Source organism: Paraburkholderia sp. RL17-373-BIF-A (assembly GCF_046030175.1).
GTDB lineage: Bacteria > Pseudomonadota > Gammaproteobacteria > Burkholderiales > Burkholderiaceae > Paraburkholderia.
The window spans coordinates 399,563-417,611 of sequence record NZ_JARESO010000001.1 but is presented as its reverse complement, the minus strand read 5'-3'; the positions used below and the strand labels follow the sequence as shown (position 1 = coordinate 417,611).

The 18,049-nt window shown below is 58.9% G+C and carries 13 protein-coding genes; 5 read left to right on the top strand and 8 right to left on the bottom strand.

Annotation, left to right across the window (positions count from 1 at the left end):
* Positions 1 to 5 precede the first annotated feature (5 nt).
* The 3 genes from P0D80_RS01790 to P0D80_RS01780 form a co-directional block, all read right to left on the bottom strand.
* Positions 6 to 947 (bottom strand): aldo/keto reductase, encoded by a 942-nt coding sequence (locus tag P0D80_RS01790; RefSeq protein WP_408280581.1) that lies wholly within the window; start codon positions 945 to 947, stop codon positions 6 to 8.
* An 801-nt stretch (positions 948 to 1,748) separates the two neighbouring features.
* A complete protein-coding gene (locus tag P0D80_RS01785; protein WP_408280578.1) occupies positions 1,749 to 1,949 on the bottom strand; it encodes a copper chaperone in 201 nt (66 codons plus the stop codon).
* 324 nt (positions 1,950 to 2,273) lie between these two features.
* Complete coding sequence (locus P0D80_RS01780; protein WP_408280575.1) at positions 2,274 to 3,599, bottom strand: epoxide hydrolase family protein; 1,326 nt, start codon at positions 3,597 to 3,599, stop codon at positions 2,274 to 2,276.
* Positions 3,600 to 4,116: 517 nt separating this feature from the next.
* On the opposite strand from P0D80_RS01780, the gene P0D80_RS01775 reads away from it, so the two are divergent.
* On the top strand, positions 4,117 to 5,073 hold the full coding sequence (locus P0D80_RS01775) for an enoyl-CoA hydratase/isomerase family protein (protein WP_408280573.1): 957 nt from the start codon (positions 4,117 to 4,119) through the stop codon (positions 5,071 to 5,073).
* Between the two features lie 41 nt (positions 5,074 to 5,114).
* Here the strand turns inward: P0D80_RS01775 and P0D80_RS01770 are convergent, their stop codons facing one another.
* On the bottom strand, positions 5,115 to 5,789 hold the full coding sequence (locus P0D80_RS01770) for a VOC family protein (RefSeq protein ID WP_408280570.1): 675 nt from the start codon (positions 5,787 to 5,789) through the stop codon (positions 5,115 to 5,117).
* 479 nt (positions 5,790 to 6,268) lie between these two features.
* Between P0D80_RS01770 and P0D80_RS01765 the strand changes: the two genes are divergently transcribed.
* Positions 6,269 to 6,979 (top strand): SDR family NAD(P)-dependent oxidoreductase, encoded by a 711-nt coding sequence (locus P0D80_RS01765; protein ID WP_408175711.1) that lies wholly within the window; start codon positions 6,269 to 6,271, stop codon positions 6,977 to 6,979.
* A 208-nt stretch (positions 6,980 to 7,187) separates the two neighbouring features.
* On the opposite strand, the gene P0D80_RS01760 is transcribed toward P0D80_RS01765, so the two are convergent.
* The 3 genes from P0D80_RS01760 to P0D80_RS01750 all read right to left on the bottom strand — a co-directional run bounded on the left by P0D80_RS01760 (position 7,188) and on the right by P0D80_RS01750 (position 9,976).
* Positions 7,188 to 8,210 (bottom strand): LysR family transcriptional regulator, encoded by a 1,023-nt coding sequence (locus tag P0D80_RS01760; protein ID WP_408175712.1) that lies wholly within the window; start codon positions 8,208 to 8,210, stop codon positions 7,188 to 7,190.
* Positions 8,211 to 8,546: 336 nt separating this feature from the next.
* Positions 8,547 to 8,840 carry a DUF3331 domain-containing protein gene (locus P0D80_RS01755; RefSeq protein ID WP_408175713.1) on the bottom strand — a complete coding sequence of 98 codons (294 nt, stop codon included), beginning with the start codon at positions 8,838 to 8,840 and terminating at the stop codon, positions 8,547 to 8,549.
* A 503-nt stretch (positions 8,841 to 9,343) separates the two neighbouring features.
* Entirely contained in the window at positions 9,344 to 9,976 is a 633-nt protein-coding gene (locus tag P0D80_RS01750) for a DsbA family protein (RefSeq protein ID WP_408175715.1), read from the bottom strand.
* A 374-nt stretch (positions 9,977 to 10,350) separates the two neighbouring features.
* On the opposite strand from P0D80_RS01750, the gene P0D80_RS01745 reads away from it, so the two are divergent.
* From P0D80_RS01745 to P0D80_RS01735, 3 genes are all read left to right on the top strand, one after another.
* On the top strand, positions 10,351 to 10,809 hold the full coding sequence (locus tag P0D80_RS01745) for a hypothetical protein (RefSeq protein WP_408280564.1): 459 nt from the start codon (positions 10,351 to 10,353) through the stop codon (positions 10,807 to 10,809).
* Between the two features lie 271 nt (positions 10,810 to 11,080).
* Positions 11,081 to 11,728 (top strand): response regulator transcription factor, encoded by a 648-nt coding sequence (locus P0D80_RS01740; RefSeq protein ID WP_132374911.1) that lies wholly within the window; start codon positions 11,081 to 11,083, stop codon positions 11,726 to 11,728.
* Between the two features lie 220 nt (positions 11,729 to 11,948).
* Positions 11,949 to 12,290 carry a response regulator gene (locus P0D80_RS01735; protein WP_408175717.1) on the top strand — a complete coding sequence of 114 codons (342 nt, stop codon included), beginning with the start codon at positions 11,949 to 11,951 and terminating at the stop codon, positions 12,288 to 12,290.
* 44 nt (positions 12,291 to 12,334) lie between these two features.
* Here P0D80_RS01735 and P0D80_RS01730 read toward each other — a convergent pair whose 3' ends face one another.
* Positions 12,335 to 17,845: a trifunctional serine/threonine-protein kinase/ATP-binding protein/sensor histidine kinase gene (locus P0D80_RS01730; RefSeq protein ID WP_408280562.1), complete on the bottom strand. Its 5,511-nt coding sequence runs from the start codon at positions 17,843 to 17,845 to the stop codon at positions 12,335 to 12,337.
* Between the last annotated feature and the right edge of the window lie 204 nt (positions 17,846 to 18,049).

Below are 18,049 nucleotides of genomic sequence, written 5' to 3'. Positions count from 1 at the left end.
TCTATCTATTGCGTATGCCGCGGAATGAACCCGGGGCTGCCCGTCTTAACGACTTCGTTGTACCTCTGCCTCGTCTCAATCTGGTTGATCTCGTCGAATGCATCTGCTGGCAGCGCGGAGATTTCGAAATTCTCTCGCGCACGGGTCGCCGTTTTAGGGGTGGTGAGCAAAGCTCCGCCGCGCTGGATCGCCCAGGCAAGCAGTACCTGGGCTGGCGTCTTTCCAGTTCGTGCTGCAATCCGCGAGATGACCGGGTCCTCAAGCGGCCCCGGCCTGATTCCGTGACCCAATGGCGCAAAGGCCAAAAACACGATCTCTCTCTCCTTGCAGAATTCCAGAAGTTCCGTTTCCGGAAGATACGGATGGGCTTCGACCTGCACCGCAGCCGGCTTGATTCGTGCAGATTCATAGAGAGGCCGCAGGTCGTTCAGGCCAATATCGGACAGTCCGATGGCCCGGCATCTTCCGCGGTCGACGAGATCTTCCATCGCCCTCCACGTGTCCAGCAAAGTCACGCCTTTATCGTAGATGACATCGCCGTTTGCATCGCGTGGATCCTGCTCATCCCCCGCTTGAAATGCGAACGGCGTGTGTATCAGATAGAGATCGAGATAGTCGAGCCCGAGTCTTTCAAGACTTGCCTCGAAAGCCGGTTCGACACGCTCGCGCCGATGATTGGAGTTCCACAATTTTGTAGTCACGAAGATGTCTTCGCGCGCAATTCCTCCGGCGGCAAGCCCTATCCGCAGCGCTTCGCCCACTTCGCGCTCGTTACGGTATCGCTCGGCACAATCGAAGTGCCGATAGCCGGCCTCCAGCGCGTCTCTGGTAGCGCTGATAGTCGTAGCTGAATCGGGAATCAGCGTGCCGAATCCGAGCGCGGGCATCCGGCCGCCCCCGTGATTCAGCACTAACTTTTTGCTCCGGAAATCGGAAGACTCAATCATGTCGACATCTCCACACTATTTCATGCCCTGCAACGAAGGACCGACGCATGGGTCCGCAATTGCGGCGCCAGGTCCATGAACGGAAAAAACCTCAACGTACTCGAGTCGGACAACCGCTTCGTAGCGATTCCTGGCCGACGAATTCGTGAACTGCTTACACCGTGTCTCTTTACTTAAGGGTATGTGAAGTGCCGCTTTATTGTCAGGCTCGACGTCGTAGCTTTGGCAGAGAAGTCGGCGTCGCTCGACAACCCGAGCGAGCAGACGGTGACCCTGAAGCCCTTCTCTTTCTCAGGTCGGATTGATGTTGAACGTGCAGAAGTTGAAGCCGGTAAATCGGGGCGCGCCGATTCGCAACTCAGCCGCCGCCGTCAGAGTTAACGGAGCGCCAAACAGGTCTGCTTCCTGGTCAAGTGTAGCAAATGAATCACTGCGCGGCAGCGGACGGTTCCGGAAAAGTACACCATGTAGTTGGTGTGAATGCAGTCCATGCAACAAAGCGTCCGTACTGTTCACTGCTGGCCAACTGTTGCGTGATCAGCGTGGCGCGCTTGCACCGCGATCCTGTTCACGTCCCCATCTCCGCGTCGAGTAAGATTGACAGCTTTTTCCGGTCAGCCGCCTCGACTTTGCAAATACCAGGATTCTGCAAATTTAGCGGTGGCCGAGCGTCCAAAAGAAAAGCGCCGCTGGCCCGGAACAGCCAATTGGATTCGAACCACGCGTGACCGCGTGACCACCACCATGAAACGCCCCACGCCCCCCTACAGCCGCTGTGATTGAATTCAGTCTCACACGTGTCTACGCTTCGACAATGGTGACTTCATAGTTCTCGTCTTCGAAAGCGATGAGAAACTCTTCGGGCATCAGCCATGAATCGACGCTCACCATCTTGGTGTCAATGTCGACGTTGACTTTCGCGTCGGCGTCGACAGTCTTCATCGCATGCTCAATCGTTGACACATCGTCTGAACGGATTTCGTTTTTCATCGAGAATTTCATTTGTCACTTCTCCAGTCAACAACGCTTGAATAAAGCAGGACCTATCGATTCATCAGCGTCAGTGGGTCCGCATATTGATTGTACCCACTACACATTCGACGGTCGACGAAGCGCTGCGCCAGTTGTTGATACAGGCATGTTGCAACGTATGCCGGACAAGACAGTGCGCATTGAACCGGCGTCTTGTTGCGTGCGACAAGATGTGTGTGGCGCGCGTCTTCCCGTCGTCGGCTTCCAGTAAGTAAGAGGTCGGCGAACGAGCGCTTCCAGGACCCGTCAGCCGTTTCAGCAACGGCCGGGACGACGTCACCCGCACCTTTGCGCTCAACGCAGCGACCGGAAGCTCACGCGAATCTCTTCCGAGAATACTTGCGGCTGCTCCCAGGCTGCAAAATGTCCGCCTTTTGGAAGGCGGTTATAGTGAATCAGCTTGGGATATGCCTTCGCTGTCCAGCTTTGCGGGGCAGCGTAGATCTCATCGGGAAATACGCTGACGGCAACCGGAATGGCGACGTGCTTGGGAGCAAAGAAGTTGAGCTTGTTTTCCCAATACAACCGCGCCGAAGAAATTCCCGTGTTCGTGAGCCAATAGAGCGTCACGTTCTCGAGAACGTCGTCTCGCGTCAGCCCCTCGGACTGACCGTCAAATACGCGCGCGATAAGTGCCTGGCTGGCGGCGTCGTGGTCGAGCATCCACGCGGCGAGGCCGACAGGCGAGTCTTCAATTCCGTACAACGTCTGCGGGCGGTTCGTCATCTCCTGGGCGTAGCCAAGACCGTGCTTGTAGAAAAAGTCGAGCTGGTCGTAAGCGTGCCGCTCGTCGGCTGAGAGGTCGGCCGGCGGCGGGTTGCCGTACTTGAGCGCCTCTGCAATATTGTCCGGTACGGTGGCCGGCATGTTGGTGTGAATGGCGAGCAGTTCCGGTGGCGCAAGCAGGGCCATCTGCTCCGTGACAGCATTTCCCCAATCGCCGCCTTGCGCCACATATCGCGTGTACCCGAGCCGCTTCATCAGTACGACCCACGCACGCGCAATGCGAGCAGGGTCCCAGCCGGTCGCGCTCGGTTTGCCTGAGAACCCGTAACCCGGGAGCGACGGAATCACGATATCGAATGCGTCCGACGCCATCCCGCCATGAGCGGTCGGATTGGTCAGCGGACCGATGATCTTCAACTGCTCGATGATCGAACCGGGCCACCCGTGCGTGACGATAACCGGCAACGCGTTGGCGTCTTTCGAACGAACGTGGATGAAATGAATGTCGAGCCCATCGATTTCGGTGACGAACTGCGGCAACGCGTTCAGCCTCGCTTCGACTTTGCGCCAGTCATAGTCGGTCGCCCAATACCGTGCGAGCTTCTGCATTGTCGCGAGCTGCACGCCTTGTGACGCATCAGTCACGGTCTCCCGCTCAGGCCACCTGGTCGCCTTGATACGCCTCTTCAAATCGATGAGTTGCGATTCCGGCGCGTGTACACGGAGTCGACGAATAGCGGTCTTGTCACCGCCGCTCGACTTCGTGACTTCAGTGATGGTTTGATTCGTATCCGCGAAAGCAAGTCGGCTCAATGAGCCCGCAATTGCGGCCGCCGCCGCCACGCCGATAAAGCGACGGCGCGATGGGGTTTGGGGAAGGATATCGTCAGCCATACAAGCTCCTGTTGGCAATGAATCAGATGAGGTGGAGCGATGGGCGCGGCGGCAACGCAATATCCTGGGCAAACACGTTCACGATTGTCCAATTGAGTCGTCTATAGAGGCAGCCAGTTGGCAAGCCTCGCATCGTTATCGCTTCAACCGACCGCAAACCGCCGTTCGCAGTAGTTGTAGCGATTGTGTGGAAGCAAGCCCTCCGGGTAAATGGCCAAGTTAGAACAACAGTTGTGTCGATCGCGAACAAATCCGTTGCGCCAGGCTTTTTTGGCCATTGTCGTGTGGACACGATGCGCGAAAAGACGCTGGCGAGTTTTATGCGGCGGCGACCGTATCGGTTACACAATCCGGCATTGCTTCACACCGCTCAATATGGTGTCCTGATTCTTGATTGACCGATGCAGTCATGCTCATTGGTATCTGCCGAGTGGGTGCCTACACTAATTCCTGTGGACCGAATGCCCCGCGCGTTCTTTCTTCCGCGAATTTCTTCAGCATCATAAAGGAAGCAAACATGAAACTGACCCACTTGGTGGTGGCAATGGCCGCAGGCGCACTGTTTCACAACGGCAGCGCGATAGCACAGAACGACCAGGCAAGCACCGCCGCGAATCAAAGCGCGCAACCGGAAACTGGCGCGAAGCAGGAGTTTAAGATCAAACGCGTGACGCCGGCATACTGGCGCGTCACCATCGACCATCCGCCATTCAATATCTTCGGTCCGGAATCCATACCGCAGTTGAACAGCGTGATCACCCAGATAGAGAACGATCCCGAACTGAAGGTCGTGGTGTTCGACAGCTCAGTACCCGGTTTTTTCCTGACTCACTATGACTTTGTGCCGCCCCTCGAAGTCACGACGCGCATGCCCCCCGGCCCGACAGGCATGCCGCCGCTACCCGATATGCTGACTCGCCTGAGCCGCTCTTCCGTGGTGTCGATCGTGTCGATCCGGGGCCGGGCTACGGGCGTTGGCAGTGAGTTGTCCCTTGCGTCCGACATGCGCTTCGCCAGCCGCGAAAAAGCCGTGCTTTCCCAATTCGAAGTAGGCGCCGGTTTCGTTCCCGGCGGCGGACCGATGTCCCGTCTTCCCCGTCTGATGGGGCGAGGCCGCGCACTGGAAATTCTGCTGAGCGGCAACGATATCAACGGCGAACTTGCCGAACGATATGGCTATGTCAACCGCTCACTTCCGGATGCCGAACTGGATAAGTTCGTCGACACCCTGGCTCGCCGCATTGCATCCTTCGACAAGCAGACCATCGGGGAGATCAAGCACTTCGTCAACATCTCCACTCTCCCTCCCGATAGCGAGGTTGGGCCACAGTGGGACGCTTTCATTACCTCCGTACAACGTCCAGCGGCGCAGCAGGATATCAAGAAGCTGATGGAACTTGGGTTGCAGAAAAAGCCTGACGTGGAAATTCATCTCGACCGGTACACCGGCAAAGTCAATCAACCGGACAAGTAATCCACGCGCTTCGCAGTTGGCCGAGCTATCAGCCGCCAGACTTACGTCGGCAACTGCGTGCCGGCCTGCTCGGCGACGATATAGTTGGCGTACCAGTCCGGCCAGTTTTCGTCATGCTGTCCGGAGAGTTTCTCATGCTCGCCATGCGCGGCCGCGGCGCGCCGTAGCGCCCCTGCGAGTTCTATTGCCGAAGCGAATGTCGTGACCTGCGCGTCCACCCTTCCAGGGAGTCGAGTGGTCACTTCCTGGAAGACCCAGCCATTTCCGTCAGGATCGCTGAACGAGGCAAAGGAGCCGTAGCTGCGCCGTTCCGGTTGCGGGCCGCTCACGCGTCCTTCCTCGCCCGCACGGTGGAAAAGGCCGCCGGCGTCATGGAAGACTTCGCTCACGTCGATGCCTCGCTCGACAAGCTCTGCCTGCGCCCTGTCTATATCGGACACAATGAGATGAAGTCCCTGCACCGAACCCGGTTCTTCAGTCGTGACGCCCTTGCCGAAGAGGACCGAGCATTGCGAGCCTGGGGGCGTGAAATGGACAACTCGAAACTGCTCGTCCTTCGCGATATCGACGTCGAGCCTCCAACCTAACCTGGCATAGAACTCCTTCGCGCGATCGACGTCGGAGACTGGGATGACAACAATCTCGAGCTTCATGTCGACCATCCGCGCTGTACCGGCAGCCGTGTCGGCTTGGTTGGTTGTTTGCGCATCGCTCATGTCAGGCTCCTCGTGTTTCGGTGATTCAAGGGGTGACTCATACGTTTGCGATCTCGGCGACTAGCCTTCCTGATCTGGAATATCCAATTCCAGTTTTCGGCCTGATCGGATTGTTGTATCCGATGACTTACCAAAGGGCCGGTCGCTAATGTGAGAAGTCTCCGGGAAACCTCCGTGCCAATAAAGATTAAAGGAGGAAAATCAAAAATGAACAACTCTCACGAGTGCCGGGAGAGCAAATGCCTTGCGAAGTACTAGCCGGTGTGACGCTGCAGACAACTTACCGTCTGTGCGGAAACCGCCATCGTGGCCGCACACCTTCAACCCGTGCCCGTCGCGCCTGACTTGTTCCTCACACGCAAGTCTGTTTGTCGCTGGAGGGTATTCGAACCCAGCGCCAAAGCGCCTAGATTAGCCCCTTATCGGAGCCGTGGACCCGATCGGCAACAGAGCCCACTCAATGGATTTGGAGGTTCTCTATGAGCACGTCACAAAAGGTCGTCGTCGTTACCGGCGCGTCGCAAGGCATCGGCGCAGAAGTCGTCAAGGCGTTCCGCAAGCTCGACTATCGCGTGGTCGCCACCGCGCGCAGCATCAAGCCCTCGGAGGATCCGAATATCCTGACCGTGGCCGGCGACATCGCCGACCCCGAAACCGCCCGCCGCGTGATCGGCGAAGCCGTGACGCGCTTCGGCCGCATCGATACGCTCGTGAACAACGCCGGCATCTTCGTCGCCAAGCCTTTTACCAGCTATACCGCCGAAGACTATGCAGCGGTCACAGGTGTGAACCTGAATGGCTTCTTCTACATCACGCAGCTCGCCATCGCTGATATGGAGAAGCATGCCAGCGGCCACGTCGTTAGCATCAGCACCACCCTGGCCGACCACGCGATCGACGGCGTGCCTGCCGTACTCGCCGCGCTCACCAAGGGCGGCCTGAACGCGGCAACCCGCTCCCTCGCGATCGAATACGCCAAACGCGGCATTCGTGCCAACGCGGTTTCGCCGGGCATCATCAGGTCGCCGATGCATCCGGCGGAAACGCATGCGGCGCTCGGCGCGCTCCATCCGATGGGTCATATGGGCGAAATGAGCGATGTCGTGAACGCGATCCTTTATCTGGATTCCGCCCCTTTCGTCACCGGCGAGATCCTGCACGTCGACGGCGGCCAGAGCGCTGGCCACTAAGCGCGACCGTGCAATAGCAGGCTCCGGTCCGCACGACCGGACGCCGCTAGCCTGCAACCGGTTTGTCGAACAGGATCAAGGAGAACATCACGCCAATCGCCACGACGGTCTATGAACCCGGCGGCATCAGACTCGAATTCGATTTCGACCCGCACAGATGACGATCCAGCTTTGCCTGGCGAGGGACCTCATTGCGACGATGCCAGCGTCACCGACCCACCTGTTCGAACGGCGAAGGCCGCGCATACCGCGCCTCAACCGGCCGCCAACCGTAATCTTCCCGATAGTCCTTCAACGGCAAAACCGTCTCTACCTCCTTGACGTCATGTCGAGCCGACGATCTGAAAAACTGGGTGCAATAATCGACGAATGTCCTGAGCCTCGCCGGAAGCAGTTCCCGGTGCGAGTAGAAGAGACAGATCTCAACCTTGTTGTCGGATGTCGTGCACAGCGGCAAGATATGCGTAAGGCGCCTGGCTTCGATATCCTCACGCACCATGGTTTCAGGCAATGCGGCAATACCGGTCCCCATCAGTGCCGCTGCCCTAAGCAATATCTCGTTCCCGTCCATCGACGACATGGGAGACACGCTCACCCGCGCTTCGCTCTCCAACAGATCGACAACATCCACGCCCTTTTTCCGTGAATCCGTGTCCAGCAGAAGAAAGTGATGGGTCAACTCGGCGGCGGTTTTAGGAATACCGTACTGCTCAAGATAAGCGGGCGCTGCAACAAAGATGCGCTGCGACCTCGACAATGTGCGGCGAATCACGGCAGACTGCTCGACAAGGTGCGGCGGAAGAATCGCCATGTCGAATCGGCCGTCATACAGGTTTGCGGCCCCCTCCTGAACGGAAACGATCAGATTCACATTAGGGGCAATGGCGTGATAGCCCCGCACCAGGCGTGCAAAGGTTTCGCTCATCAGCATCGGATGCACGATCAGCCGCAACTTGCCACTGTCGACTTCACGCGAGCGCGTAATGCGACGGTTCGCTTCGTCGAGTTCTTCGAGCAAACGGCAGCAACTCAGATAGTAGGGCTGTGCCGCTTCAGTCAAAGAAACGGACCTTGTTGTTCTAAGCAAGACCCTCGTCTGGATGCACCCTTCGAGCTTGGCGATCGCCTTCGATACCGACCCTGTGGTCACATTCAGCGATTCCGCAGCCTTGCTGAAGCTTTGATACCGCGCGGCAGCAACGAATGCACGCAACATGTAAAGCTGGTCCATCTCGCACCTCACTGGTCGATGTAAAGATGTAGAGCAGAGTATTCAGGTGCCGTGGATCGTCACTGGCGACGCAATCCAAACAACCGGGAAACGAATGCAGGGTAAGCGCGATCGCCGCGTGGCGCCATCGTCCGATATGGTGTAGCGCATCGTGCGCTCGCGTGCTCGACTAATACGTTCGGATGCGCGCACCAATCCAGTCCGAATGCTCCTTCGGCAACTTCCGCTTGATCTCAGGACGCGGCTATCGCACCGCTTGATGTGCTAGCGAAGCTTCGTGGCACTTCGCGAGGGCGGGAATACAGGAAGAAAATCAGCTGGCGAAAAGGAGGACACCTAGACCTGGCTCGCCTGCAACGGTTCGATCGCATTGAGGGCCGATTCGAGGATCATCGCGCGGGCATTGACCGGTGCGGGTTTCGAGCGCTGCGGATGAAATATGCGGTCCCCGCGCCTGATCCGTTGCCCGCTCAACACGCATGTCCCTGATACCTTGGCGTTCGCGACCCGCCAGACCTGGGCGCCGTAGAAGCAGCTCGTCGGGTCCCGCCACGCAATGGTCACGGTGAGCGAGGTGGTCCGCTCAATCAGACTCACCTTCAGGTGAGGCAAGCCGCTAGTACCTGGCATCGCCTCGAAACCATAGGATGATCCGCGTTTTGGCACGGGCGTCGTATCAACGCCCGCATTCGGGCATCGTAATCCCGATGACAACAGTCGTATCGTCTGAACCCACGGGTCGACTTGGCTAACCAGCATGGCCGCGCTCCTTACGAATCGAAACGTAACGTTTAATTCTCACTGAACGGGACGCCGCGCCGGTAACAACGCATTAAGCGCACCGAACAGACGCCCAATGACTCAAGCGCCTTGGGTACGGTTGCCGCTGCGTCTCTCTCCCTGGCCATGCTCGATGTGGCGGCTCGTCAATCTATCGGCCCGTGCGTCCGCGTATTTGCTCCGAAGCCATGATATGGCGATTGAGGTGTGGACAGAATGCACGTTTTAGGAAAAGGGCTTTTTCCGCGGCAACATTTCTGGCATGAGCCCGATTGCTTCCGTGTCTGCGCCCAACGACCGGCACAACCGCATTCTTGCGCGACGTGCCTACGGTCTGCGCCCAGTTGGTTCGCTCATGCGGCGAGGCGCATGAGCGTCTGTTGAACGCTGGCCGCCGTAGCGTAGCCCGAACTGAGCTGCCCAATCTTTCCGTTCAGATCAACAAACAACGATGGGAAGCCCGACACGCCCAGACGCCGGGTCAGTGCGAAATCTGCACGAGTTGCCTGTATCGCTTCGTCCGAGGACCAGACGGTGAGGAACGCATCGGCGTCGACGTCGAACCCCGCCGCCTTCAACGCCGACGCGCCGATCTCCGCGAGAATCCGACCGTCCGTGGTATCAAGTCCATCAACATAGAATGCCCGCTGAAACGCGCCGAAGACCGTCAATAGATTGACCGTAGGCTTGATCAGACGGGCCGTTACCACGGCGCGGCAGACCGGCTCAGTGTCATAGACAAAGTTCTTCCTAGCAAGCAACGCGTCGCGATTGAATTGCGCGCCGCTCAGTTGCTCGACGCGGGCCCAGTGCGTCAGGCGAAACTGCTTGCCCGCGTCATCCAGAACTTGCGTGGAACCTGCGGCCAGGCCACCCACCACAACCTGTACTTCAAGGTCGGGCATCGCCTCTACGAGGGTTGTCATCTCTTTGTGGAAGCCATAACACCAGGAGCACATTGGGTCGCCTACAAATATGAGTTTCATAGCTGATTCCGTTAAATTTCTCTGTTGCGCAGGCCCGTTGCGCCGATCTTGAGGAGCACGGTGATACGCCGCCGGGCGACGTCTGTCGAAAAGGATCATAGAACCGAACCGTGGTGCCACGAACCAGGCTAGCCTCAATTCACTTTTTACACCGTGTAACCAGGAGCTCATTACTCGCCGATAGTTGGTCTACTCGCATCGACATCCTCGAGACCGGATTTCGCTCCTATTGGATATACGGCCGTATGAGTTCCACACGCTTTTTCAGAGGCCATGCCACCCGTTCGTACAATGTCTTTCAGCGGCTGGGCCGTGTACCTTGATCTCATGGCGAGTGCGAGCGTCTCGCGCGCCACCGATCAGGAGGGCGAGTCGTGAATGCAAGGGAAACAGCAGATCCGGTGATCAGTCTGCACGGCGACGCGCTCCCGTCAAAACCGCGCTGGATTCAGAGCGACGCCGACACAGTAAATGCACGCTCCGAGCGGATATTCAAAACACTCGTACTTGTCGTCTGCGGGTGGTCGTTGATTGAGGCGCCGCTAGAGTTGGGTGTATCCGACGTACACGCGGGGTTGGTCGCCCTGCTCCTGTCGAAGCTCGTGGTGCTCGGCACAGGTCTCGCTGCCGTTGCCAAAGCACGCTTTGCTCGCGAAACTTTTGCGTTTCTCTGCGGCGCGAGCGTGTTGGCGATCGCACCCGCACTACCGATGGAATTCAACCATTCCTTCGCGATAGCAATCTTCTCGTCGATCGAATGCTTCAGCAAGGCCGCGTGCGTGATCGCACTCGGGGTCGCATCGTCGCGAGAAAAGCAGTCGCGCCAGCAATAGCCACATCGAGTCTTCAGGACTCACCTATCCCAAAGTATGAATCGATCTTCGGATACGCAGGATACGACTTCCGTCATGCCGACCGCTCGATTCGTCAGAAGAAACGGAATCCTTGCTTTATTGCCTTCGAGCTACCGGGCAACGGTATGAGTTGCCGCTCAATGACATCAGCAAAGACCATGCGCAACGGGTAGCGATAAGCGCGAGCATTGCTTACTATACGAAAAGTATCGGCGTCACTTAGCGTAACGAACTTTTCGAAGATCGAGCGATGAAACATGACAACGTTGGGGCGGGAAGTGAATCATTGCCGGACTCGCTTGTGTATGTGGTCGACGACGACGAGTCCATTCGAGGCGCCCTAACCTCTCTACTCATGTCAGTCGGCATTCACGTGCGGGCGTTCGAATCGGCCGACGATTTTCTGGCCACGGACATGCCGGACGTGCCGAGCTGTCTCATTCTCGACGTTCGTCTGCGCGGCACGAGCGGCTTGACCCTGCAGCAGGAGCCCTTTAAAGAGAGTGTTCGATTCCCGGTCATATTTCTGACCGGGCACGGCGACATCGAGATGTCCGTCAAGGCCATGAAGGCGGGCGCCTTCGATTTCATGACAAAGCCGTTCAAGGATCAGGATCTGATCGATACGATCGCCGCTGCCTTGAAAAGGGATATTGAATTAAAGCGTCAGGAAAGGATCGTTGCGGGCATCCGTCAAACATACGATTCGCTGACAGCGCGCGAGCGGGAAGTCATCAGGCTGGTCGCCGACGGGCTGTTGAACAAGCAGATCGCCGACCTCCTGTGCCTGAGCGAGGTAACGGTCAAGATCCATCGGGCCCAAGCGATGCATAAGCTGCAGGCGCGCTCAGTGCCTGATGTCGTCAGGAAGTTACAGCAGGTGCTGCCTCTGCACTAAGTGCGAGTCAGCCATTTCTGTATTCGCTGCACTCTCGCCGCCATCTTCGGCCGGGATCGATCCCGGCTAATACGAACTGTCACTAAAATCATTCTAAGGTCTTATTGTCGCCTCGTCCGTAGGCCTGTAATTTGCCTAAAGGATTCAGCCTTTCTGAATCCTTTCGATGCCGTACGGACTCGAGATGAGAACAAAGCGCTCTCCTGCAGTTATCGGGGTAGTGGACGACGACGAATTCGTCCGGATGGCGACATCCAGTTTGCTTCGTTCGGCAAACTGGAGAGTCATTGTCTATGAGTCCGCCAACCATCTTCTGGGTGATACGCGCCGATCGGAACTGAAGCTTGTTGTCGCGGACATTCACATGCCGGGCGTGGACGGTTTCGCGCTGCTTGAATCGATCAAGCTATGGAAGCAGCCTGTTCCTGTCATTTTCATTACTGCCTATGCGACGCAGGAGCTTCTCGAGCGAGCCGAAGCCGGCGGAGCCGCCGGTTTCTTCTCAAAGCCAGTGGACGACGCACGACTGCTCGCGCTGATTGGCGCGATATTGCAGAAGTAACCTGGCCGAAGGTCCGTCCGTTTGTCAGCGTGTAGCGCGATCGCCTAAACGTTGCCCGGATGCGAGACGTTGCCTGGCGCAGGCAACGTGAACTGAAAAGTGGCGCCCCCGGCGGAGTTCGACGTCACCCATAATCGTCCGCCGTGACTTTCCACAATCGAACGGCAGATCGGCAGTCCCATTCCCAGGCCGTTGGGTTTGGTCGTAAAAAATGCCTCGAAGACGCCTTCCAGATGTTCGGCGTCCAGACCTGGTCCAGAATCCTCCACGCTAATGCAGAGTTCGTTTGCACCGGACTGGCCGGTTCGGATCAAAAGCGTTCGCTCGCCGACGTCCATTGCACTCATCGCTTCAAGGGCGTTGATCATGAGATTGAGCATCACCTGTTGCAGTTGTACCCGATCGCCCTGGATCTGCGGCAATCCATCAACCAGCTGAACGACGAGCTCGACGCCGTGCTTGCTGGCTTCACTTCGCATGAACGCGATCAACTCGAGAATCGCTTCGTTGATGTCCAAGCCGTCTTTTCGCTGCGGCTCCTTTTTAAAGAAAGCGCGGGTGCGGTCGACGATGTTATTGGCGCGGCCGCCATCCGCGACAATCCGGTTGAGCGCCTGACGCACTTCGTCGAGATTGGGCGGGCGCGCCGCCAGCCAGCGTAAGGCCGCACTGGCGTAGGCAACCGTTGCGGTGATGGGTTGCTTCACTTCGTGGGCAATCGATGCCGATAACTGCCCCATCGTCGCCACGCGGTTTGAATGCGCCAGTTCCATCTGGAGTCCGAGATATCGCCGTTCGCTATCGCGCACGTCCTGTTGCGCCCGCTTCTGATCGGTCAGGTCGAGTATGAAAGCGACGCCCTGCCCTTCACGATCGCCGAACGCCGCCGCGCCGACCAGCACGGGCACCCGGCTGCCATCCTTGCAAAAGTACTCTTTCTCGAACGGTTTAGCGCTTCCGGCGGCCGTCAATTCCGCTCTCACCAATTCGTCGAGGTCACGCCACTCGGGCGGAGTCAAATCGGGCCACCGTATACGCCCTGAGAGCAGATCTTCCCGGCTGTAACCCACAATGCGCAGAAAAGCGTCGTTGGCTTCGACGACGTTGCCCTCAAAGTCCCAAATGTGGATCCCAATGATGTTCGAGTCCACCAGGCGCCGAACCTTTGCCTCGCGTTCCTGAAGGTCGGCATACAGACGGGTGTTCTCGAGTGAAATGGCGGCCTGTGATGCCAGCAAATCGAGCAGCGACGAGCGGCGCGCCGTAAAAACATGCGAAGTGGCCGTGTTCTCGAGATACAGCAGGCCGCCGAGTTTGCCCTGTCTGACCAGAGGCAGGCAGAATACGGACCGAGTGGCGCCGCTCGCCAGGTAGCTGTCCTGGGAGAACATGTTGGGTATCAACGCATCGTCGATGATGACGCTCTTTTGCGTGTGGATCACGTAACGCAGAATGGCGGCAGGGACGGCAGAATTGCCAGGCGGCTCCCGGTTCAACTCGATCCCGTTTCCATTGATGCGCGCCTCTGCCTCGATCCGGTAGCCGTTCGGCTGCTGCAGGACAACTAACAGGCCCCGATCGGCGCCCGCGGTCTGCAGCGCTATCGTCATCAGCCGCTCGATCAGACCTGTCAATTCGATCTCGCTGGAAAGGGCTTGAGAGGCCTTGAGCAGGGTCGCGGCGTCGAACTGCCGCCAATCGAAGCTGAGTGTCGACGTAGCATTGCTCCCGTCCTGATTGGCGAGGCGCGGGAATTGCCCGTCGAGTTGCGCGACTTTGCCGTCCGCGCCCCAAAAGGCGAAGCAATGACGCGCGTTGCGCAAATACGCATCGGCGCTCGTCCTCAGACCGCTGCTTAGATAGAAGCGGCCGGCAAGTTCGTTGGCGATGCCTTCGTGGTGTAGAAAGCCATTTTCATGAGCGGAGTGGACCGCCTGTTCGTAAAGGCGCATAGCGTCGAGATCCCGGCCCTCCAGACGCGCAAGCTCCGCGCAAACCAGCGCGTAGCGGTTCTGATAGTTCTCCGGGCAGTGCTCAGCCCACGTTGCGAGCTTCTTGAGTTTCGCCGCAAGCATGCGCCCATAGACTTGCTGCTGTTCCTCGGATGCCTGCGGATAAAGCGCCGTCAACGTGAGCGCATGAAAGAAGTGATAGGTCGGTTCGATCGCCAGTGCCATGACAGAACTGAGGACCGCCTCCGCCCGGTCCGCGGCCTCCAGCGCGTCGGCATACCGGCCGTCGAGGAAGGCAAGCATCACCTTGATGATGCGATAGACGCCGATAGCGCAGCCGAAATTCGATCTGATGATGGCCTCGAAGCAGGCTGCTTCGTCGAACGTCTCGTCGTTCAGATTCAACGGTTCGGTCGTCTTGCCGCGCAGACTGATGACGAATTGCCGCTCGACCCGGATCAACTCGTACACCGCGTCGTTGTGGCTCTCCCGCGCGAGCGCCGCGTACTTTTCCGAGAGCGTTTGCACGTCCTCGAGGGCGGCGCCTTTCTCGATGGTCTGCCAAACCGCGTTGAATGCGACGTTGCCTGCAAAAACGAGGTCGCCCACTTCCAGGCACGCAGCGGTCGCCCGTTCGAGAACCGGCAGATTCGCGGCAATGTGGCAGCGCCAGAAATTGACGTGGGCGCCGTACAGGTGAAGCAGCTTTCCATTCAGGCGCCGATTGCCGAACTTCTCGTTCAGCTTGAGCGACATCTCTGAAAATTGCACCGCGGTGGGGATATCTCCGATCAGAGACACCAGCATCAGCGCGTAATTGCCGTAAGCAAAACTGGAGTTCTCGGTATTGCCGTGCTGCAGGGAGAGATTGACCGCCTTGAGGGTGATGAGCGGGTAAAACGCCGGCCGCGCGGCAAAAGCGCAGTTCATCGCCTGAAGGAGAAGGTTGACGATTGCACGGATCGCGGGATCCGTCGCCACCGGCACCTCGACCAGTTCGCCGATGGGACGCCCGGCCTGATTGACGCGAATGTCCCGCAATCCGTCATCGACGGCCGCCTGGATGTCCTGATCCGTCTCAGGAAAGAGGATGCCGAAATCGCGCAGCGCAACCAGCGCGACCGCGAAGCTCTCGTCATATCTCCCGGCGAGCTGATACAACTCGATCCGCAGGCTGAAGACCTTCGCACGATCGAGATTGGAGCGTGCTCTCGTGAGCATCATGTCGGCCAGCGCGTCGGCTTCCGCAAAATCGCCGGCCAGATATTCGCACTCCGAAAACGCGAGATAGAGTTCGAACGTGCTGTCGTAGCGCTGCGTCCACGCATCCGGCGACAGCAGCGCCACGGCTTGCGCCAGATAGCTGCGAGCGGCCGCGTAGGCGGTCGAATTCATCGCGCGCCGGCCCGCGCTGAGGTTCAACTCGACGACCTGCTCACGCTCCGGCTCCGCCTGGATCAGCGCCGCGCCGCGATTGAGATGGTTGACGATATCGAAGATGGGATCCTCGAGCGCTTCCGGCGGGGTCCGCGACACCAGCGCCCGGCCGATCCGCAGATGCGCGGCGGCCCGCTCGTCGGCGGGAATCAGCGCATAAGCGGCCTCCTGCACGCGGTCGTGTGCGAATTCATAGGCGTTGCCCACGCGAAAAACGAGACCCGTCCGCACGGCTTCCCACAGGTTCGTGTGCATCTTCTCTTCAGAGCCGCCCTGAACCCACGTCAGTGCGGTGACTTCAGCGACGTTGCCGAGACACGCCAGTTGCCCCAACGCGTCGCGCGTCAGCGCAGGCAAGCGGCTCAGCTTCGCCGCCATCAGATCGGCGACGTTCTCGGTAAAACCCTTCGCGCGAATGCGTGGCAAATCCCAGCACCACGCCGCGGCGCGCTGATCGAATGTGAGCAGGTCTTCATCGGCGAGCGCCGTCAGAAACTGGATCGCGAAGAACGGATTGCCGCCGGTCTTCTCATGCACCAGTTGCGCGAGCGGCCCGGCTGTCGCGCTGTCGCAGTGAAGCGAATCGGCCACGAGTTGCGTGACGCTGTCCGGTGTGAGCGGCGCGAGCTCTATCTGCTGCACCTTTCTTTCGGCGTGGCTGATCGACTCGAGCGTGCGCGCAAACGGGTGCGACGCGTCCACCTCGTTGTCCCGGTAGGCGCCGACCAGCAGAACGTGCTTCACGTCCGGATGCGTGACGAGGTGGGCAAGCAGGTCGAGCGTCGCCGTATCGACCCATTGCAGATCGTCGATAAACAGCGCGAGCGGATGCTCAGGTCGCGCAAACACGCCGAGAAAACGTCGAAATACCATCTGGAAGCGGTTTTGCGCATCCTGCGGCGGCAGAACTGGCGCCGGTGGCTGCTCGCCGATGATGAGCGCAAGTTCGGGGATCAGATTCACAATCAATTGACCGTTGGGCCCGAGCGCTTCAATCAGCGCATGCCGCCACGGCTCGACCTCTGCGTCGCTCTGGCTCAGCAGGTTGCGTACGAGCGTCTGGAAGGCCTGTGCAAAAGGCACATACGGAATGTCACGTTTGTACTGGTCGAACTTGCCGGACGCGAACAGGCCGCGTGGCGGCACCAGCACCCTGTGCAACTCGTTGACGACCGACGACTTGCCAATTCCCGGATAGCCCGAGATAAGCACCAGTTCGACCGCCCCGCTACCCACGACACGATCGAATGCTGTCACGAGCGCTTCGATCTGTGCCTCGCGTCCGTACAGTTTTTCGGGAACGAGCAACCGGTCGGACGCGTCGTGCGCCCCCAGCGGGAACGGGTCGACGCGCTGGTGCGCCTCCCATGCCGCGAGGCACGACCGCAGGTCGGCTTCGACACCCGCCGCGGTCTGGTAACGATCCTCGGCGGCCTTGGCGAGGAGTTTCAGCACGATGCCCTCGACCGCCTTCGGAATACCGTCGACGCGCTCGCATGGCGGTGCCGGCCTGCGCGCAATATGGCAATGAATCCATTCCATCGCGTCCGATGCGGTGAACGGCAGCGAGCCGGTAAGCATCTCGTACAGTGTGACGCCAAGCGAATAGAGATCGCTGCGCGTGTCGATCGAACGGTTCATGCGGCCCGTCTGCTCAGGCGCCATATACGCGAAAGTCCCGGCGACGATCTCCGGCGGCGCGGGCGGCTGATGTTCGTGCGGCAGTTGCGACGCGATGCCGAAGCCGGTGAGCCGCACGTTGCCGTTCCCGTCGACGAGCACATTCGCCGGCTTGATGTCTTTGTGAACGAGCCCGCATCGGTGAACGTGACCGACTACTCTCGCCAGATTGACGGCGATGCGCAAAAAACGCGTGAGCTCCAGCGGACGGCCGAGTGAGCGATGGAGGGGCTCGCCGCCGTCGTCGTCGAGAACGAGCATGGGCGGCTCTCTGCGGTGATAGAGCGCGAGCGGCTGAGCGGCCCAGCTGGAATCGAGCAACGAGGCCAATCCGTATTCGTGCTCGAGCCGTGTAATGCTCTGCGTGACCGTACGGGTGGCGACCAGCGCGAGCACCGAGACGGGATGGCGGGGTCTCCGGGCGCGATACAGGGAGAAGTCGCCGTCATCGTGCAGCGGCTCCAACTCATATCCGGTGAGATCCACGGTGGACTCCACTGTCGACCGGAGCTAGTGGTTTGGCGATCGACCGGAGCAGGCCGTCGACCAGAGTTGGCGCTTTAGCGCTTACTCTGGTTCATAGCGCGCTACTCTGGTCCCATGCAAAGCACTGACTCCGATCCCATGCAAGATGGTTGCTGTAAGGCTGCGAATTCCATTTAGAAATTATTGTCCACGCTTCCCGCCTTC

What these genes read in the sequence shown, in the direction of transcription:
- P0D80_RS01790 (WP_408280581.1), bottom strand. Translation starts at nt 947, where the DNA reads ATGATTGAGTCTTCCGATTTCCGGAGCAAAAAGTTAGTGCTGAATCAC.
- P0D80_RS01785 (WP_408280578.1), bottom strand. Translation starts at nt 1,949, where the DNA reads ATGAAATTCTCGATGAAAAACGAAATCCGTTCAGACGATGTGTCAACG.
- P0D80_RS01780 (WP_408280575.1), bottom strand. Translation starts at nt 3,599, where the DNA reads ATGGCTGACGATATCCTTCCCCAAACCCCATCGCGCCGTCGCTTTATC.
- P0D80_RS01775 (WP_408280573.1), top strand. Translation starts at nt 4,117, where the DNA reads ATGAAACTGACCCACTTGGTGGTGGCAATGGCCGCAGGCGCACTGTTT.
- P0D80_RS01770 (WP_408280570.1), bottom strand. Translation starts at nt 5,789, where the DNA reads ATGAGCGATGCGCAAACAACCAACCAAGCCGACACGGCTGCCGGTACA.
- P0D80_RS01765 (WP_408175711.1), top strand. Translation starts at nt 6,269, where the DNA reads ATGAGCACGTCACAAAAGGTCGTCGTCGTTACCGGCGCGTCGCAAGGC.
- P0D80_RS01760 (WP_408175712.1), bottom strand. Translation starts at nt 8,210, where the DNA reads ATGGACCAGCTTTACATGTTGCGTGCATTCGTTGCTGCCGCGCGGTAT.
- P0D80_RS01755 (WP_408175713.1), bottom strand. Translation starts at nt 8,840, where the DNA reads ATGCCAGGTACTAGCGGCTTGCCTCACCTGAAGGTGAGTCTGATTGAG.
- P0D80_RS01750 (WP_408175715.1), bottom strand. Translation starts at nt 9,976, where the DNA reads ATGAAACTCATATTTGTAGGCGACCCAATGTGCTCCTGGTGTTATGGC.
- P0D80_RS01740 (WP_132374911.1), top strand. Translation starts at nt 11,081, where the DNA reads ATGAAACATGACAACGTTGGGGCGGGAAGTGAATCATTGCCGGACTCG.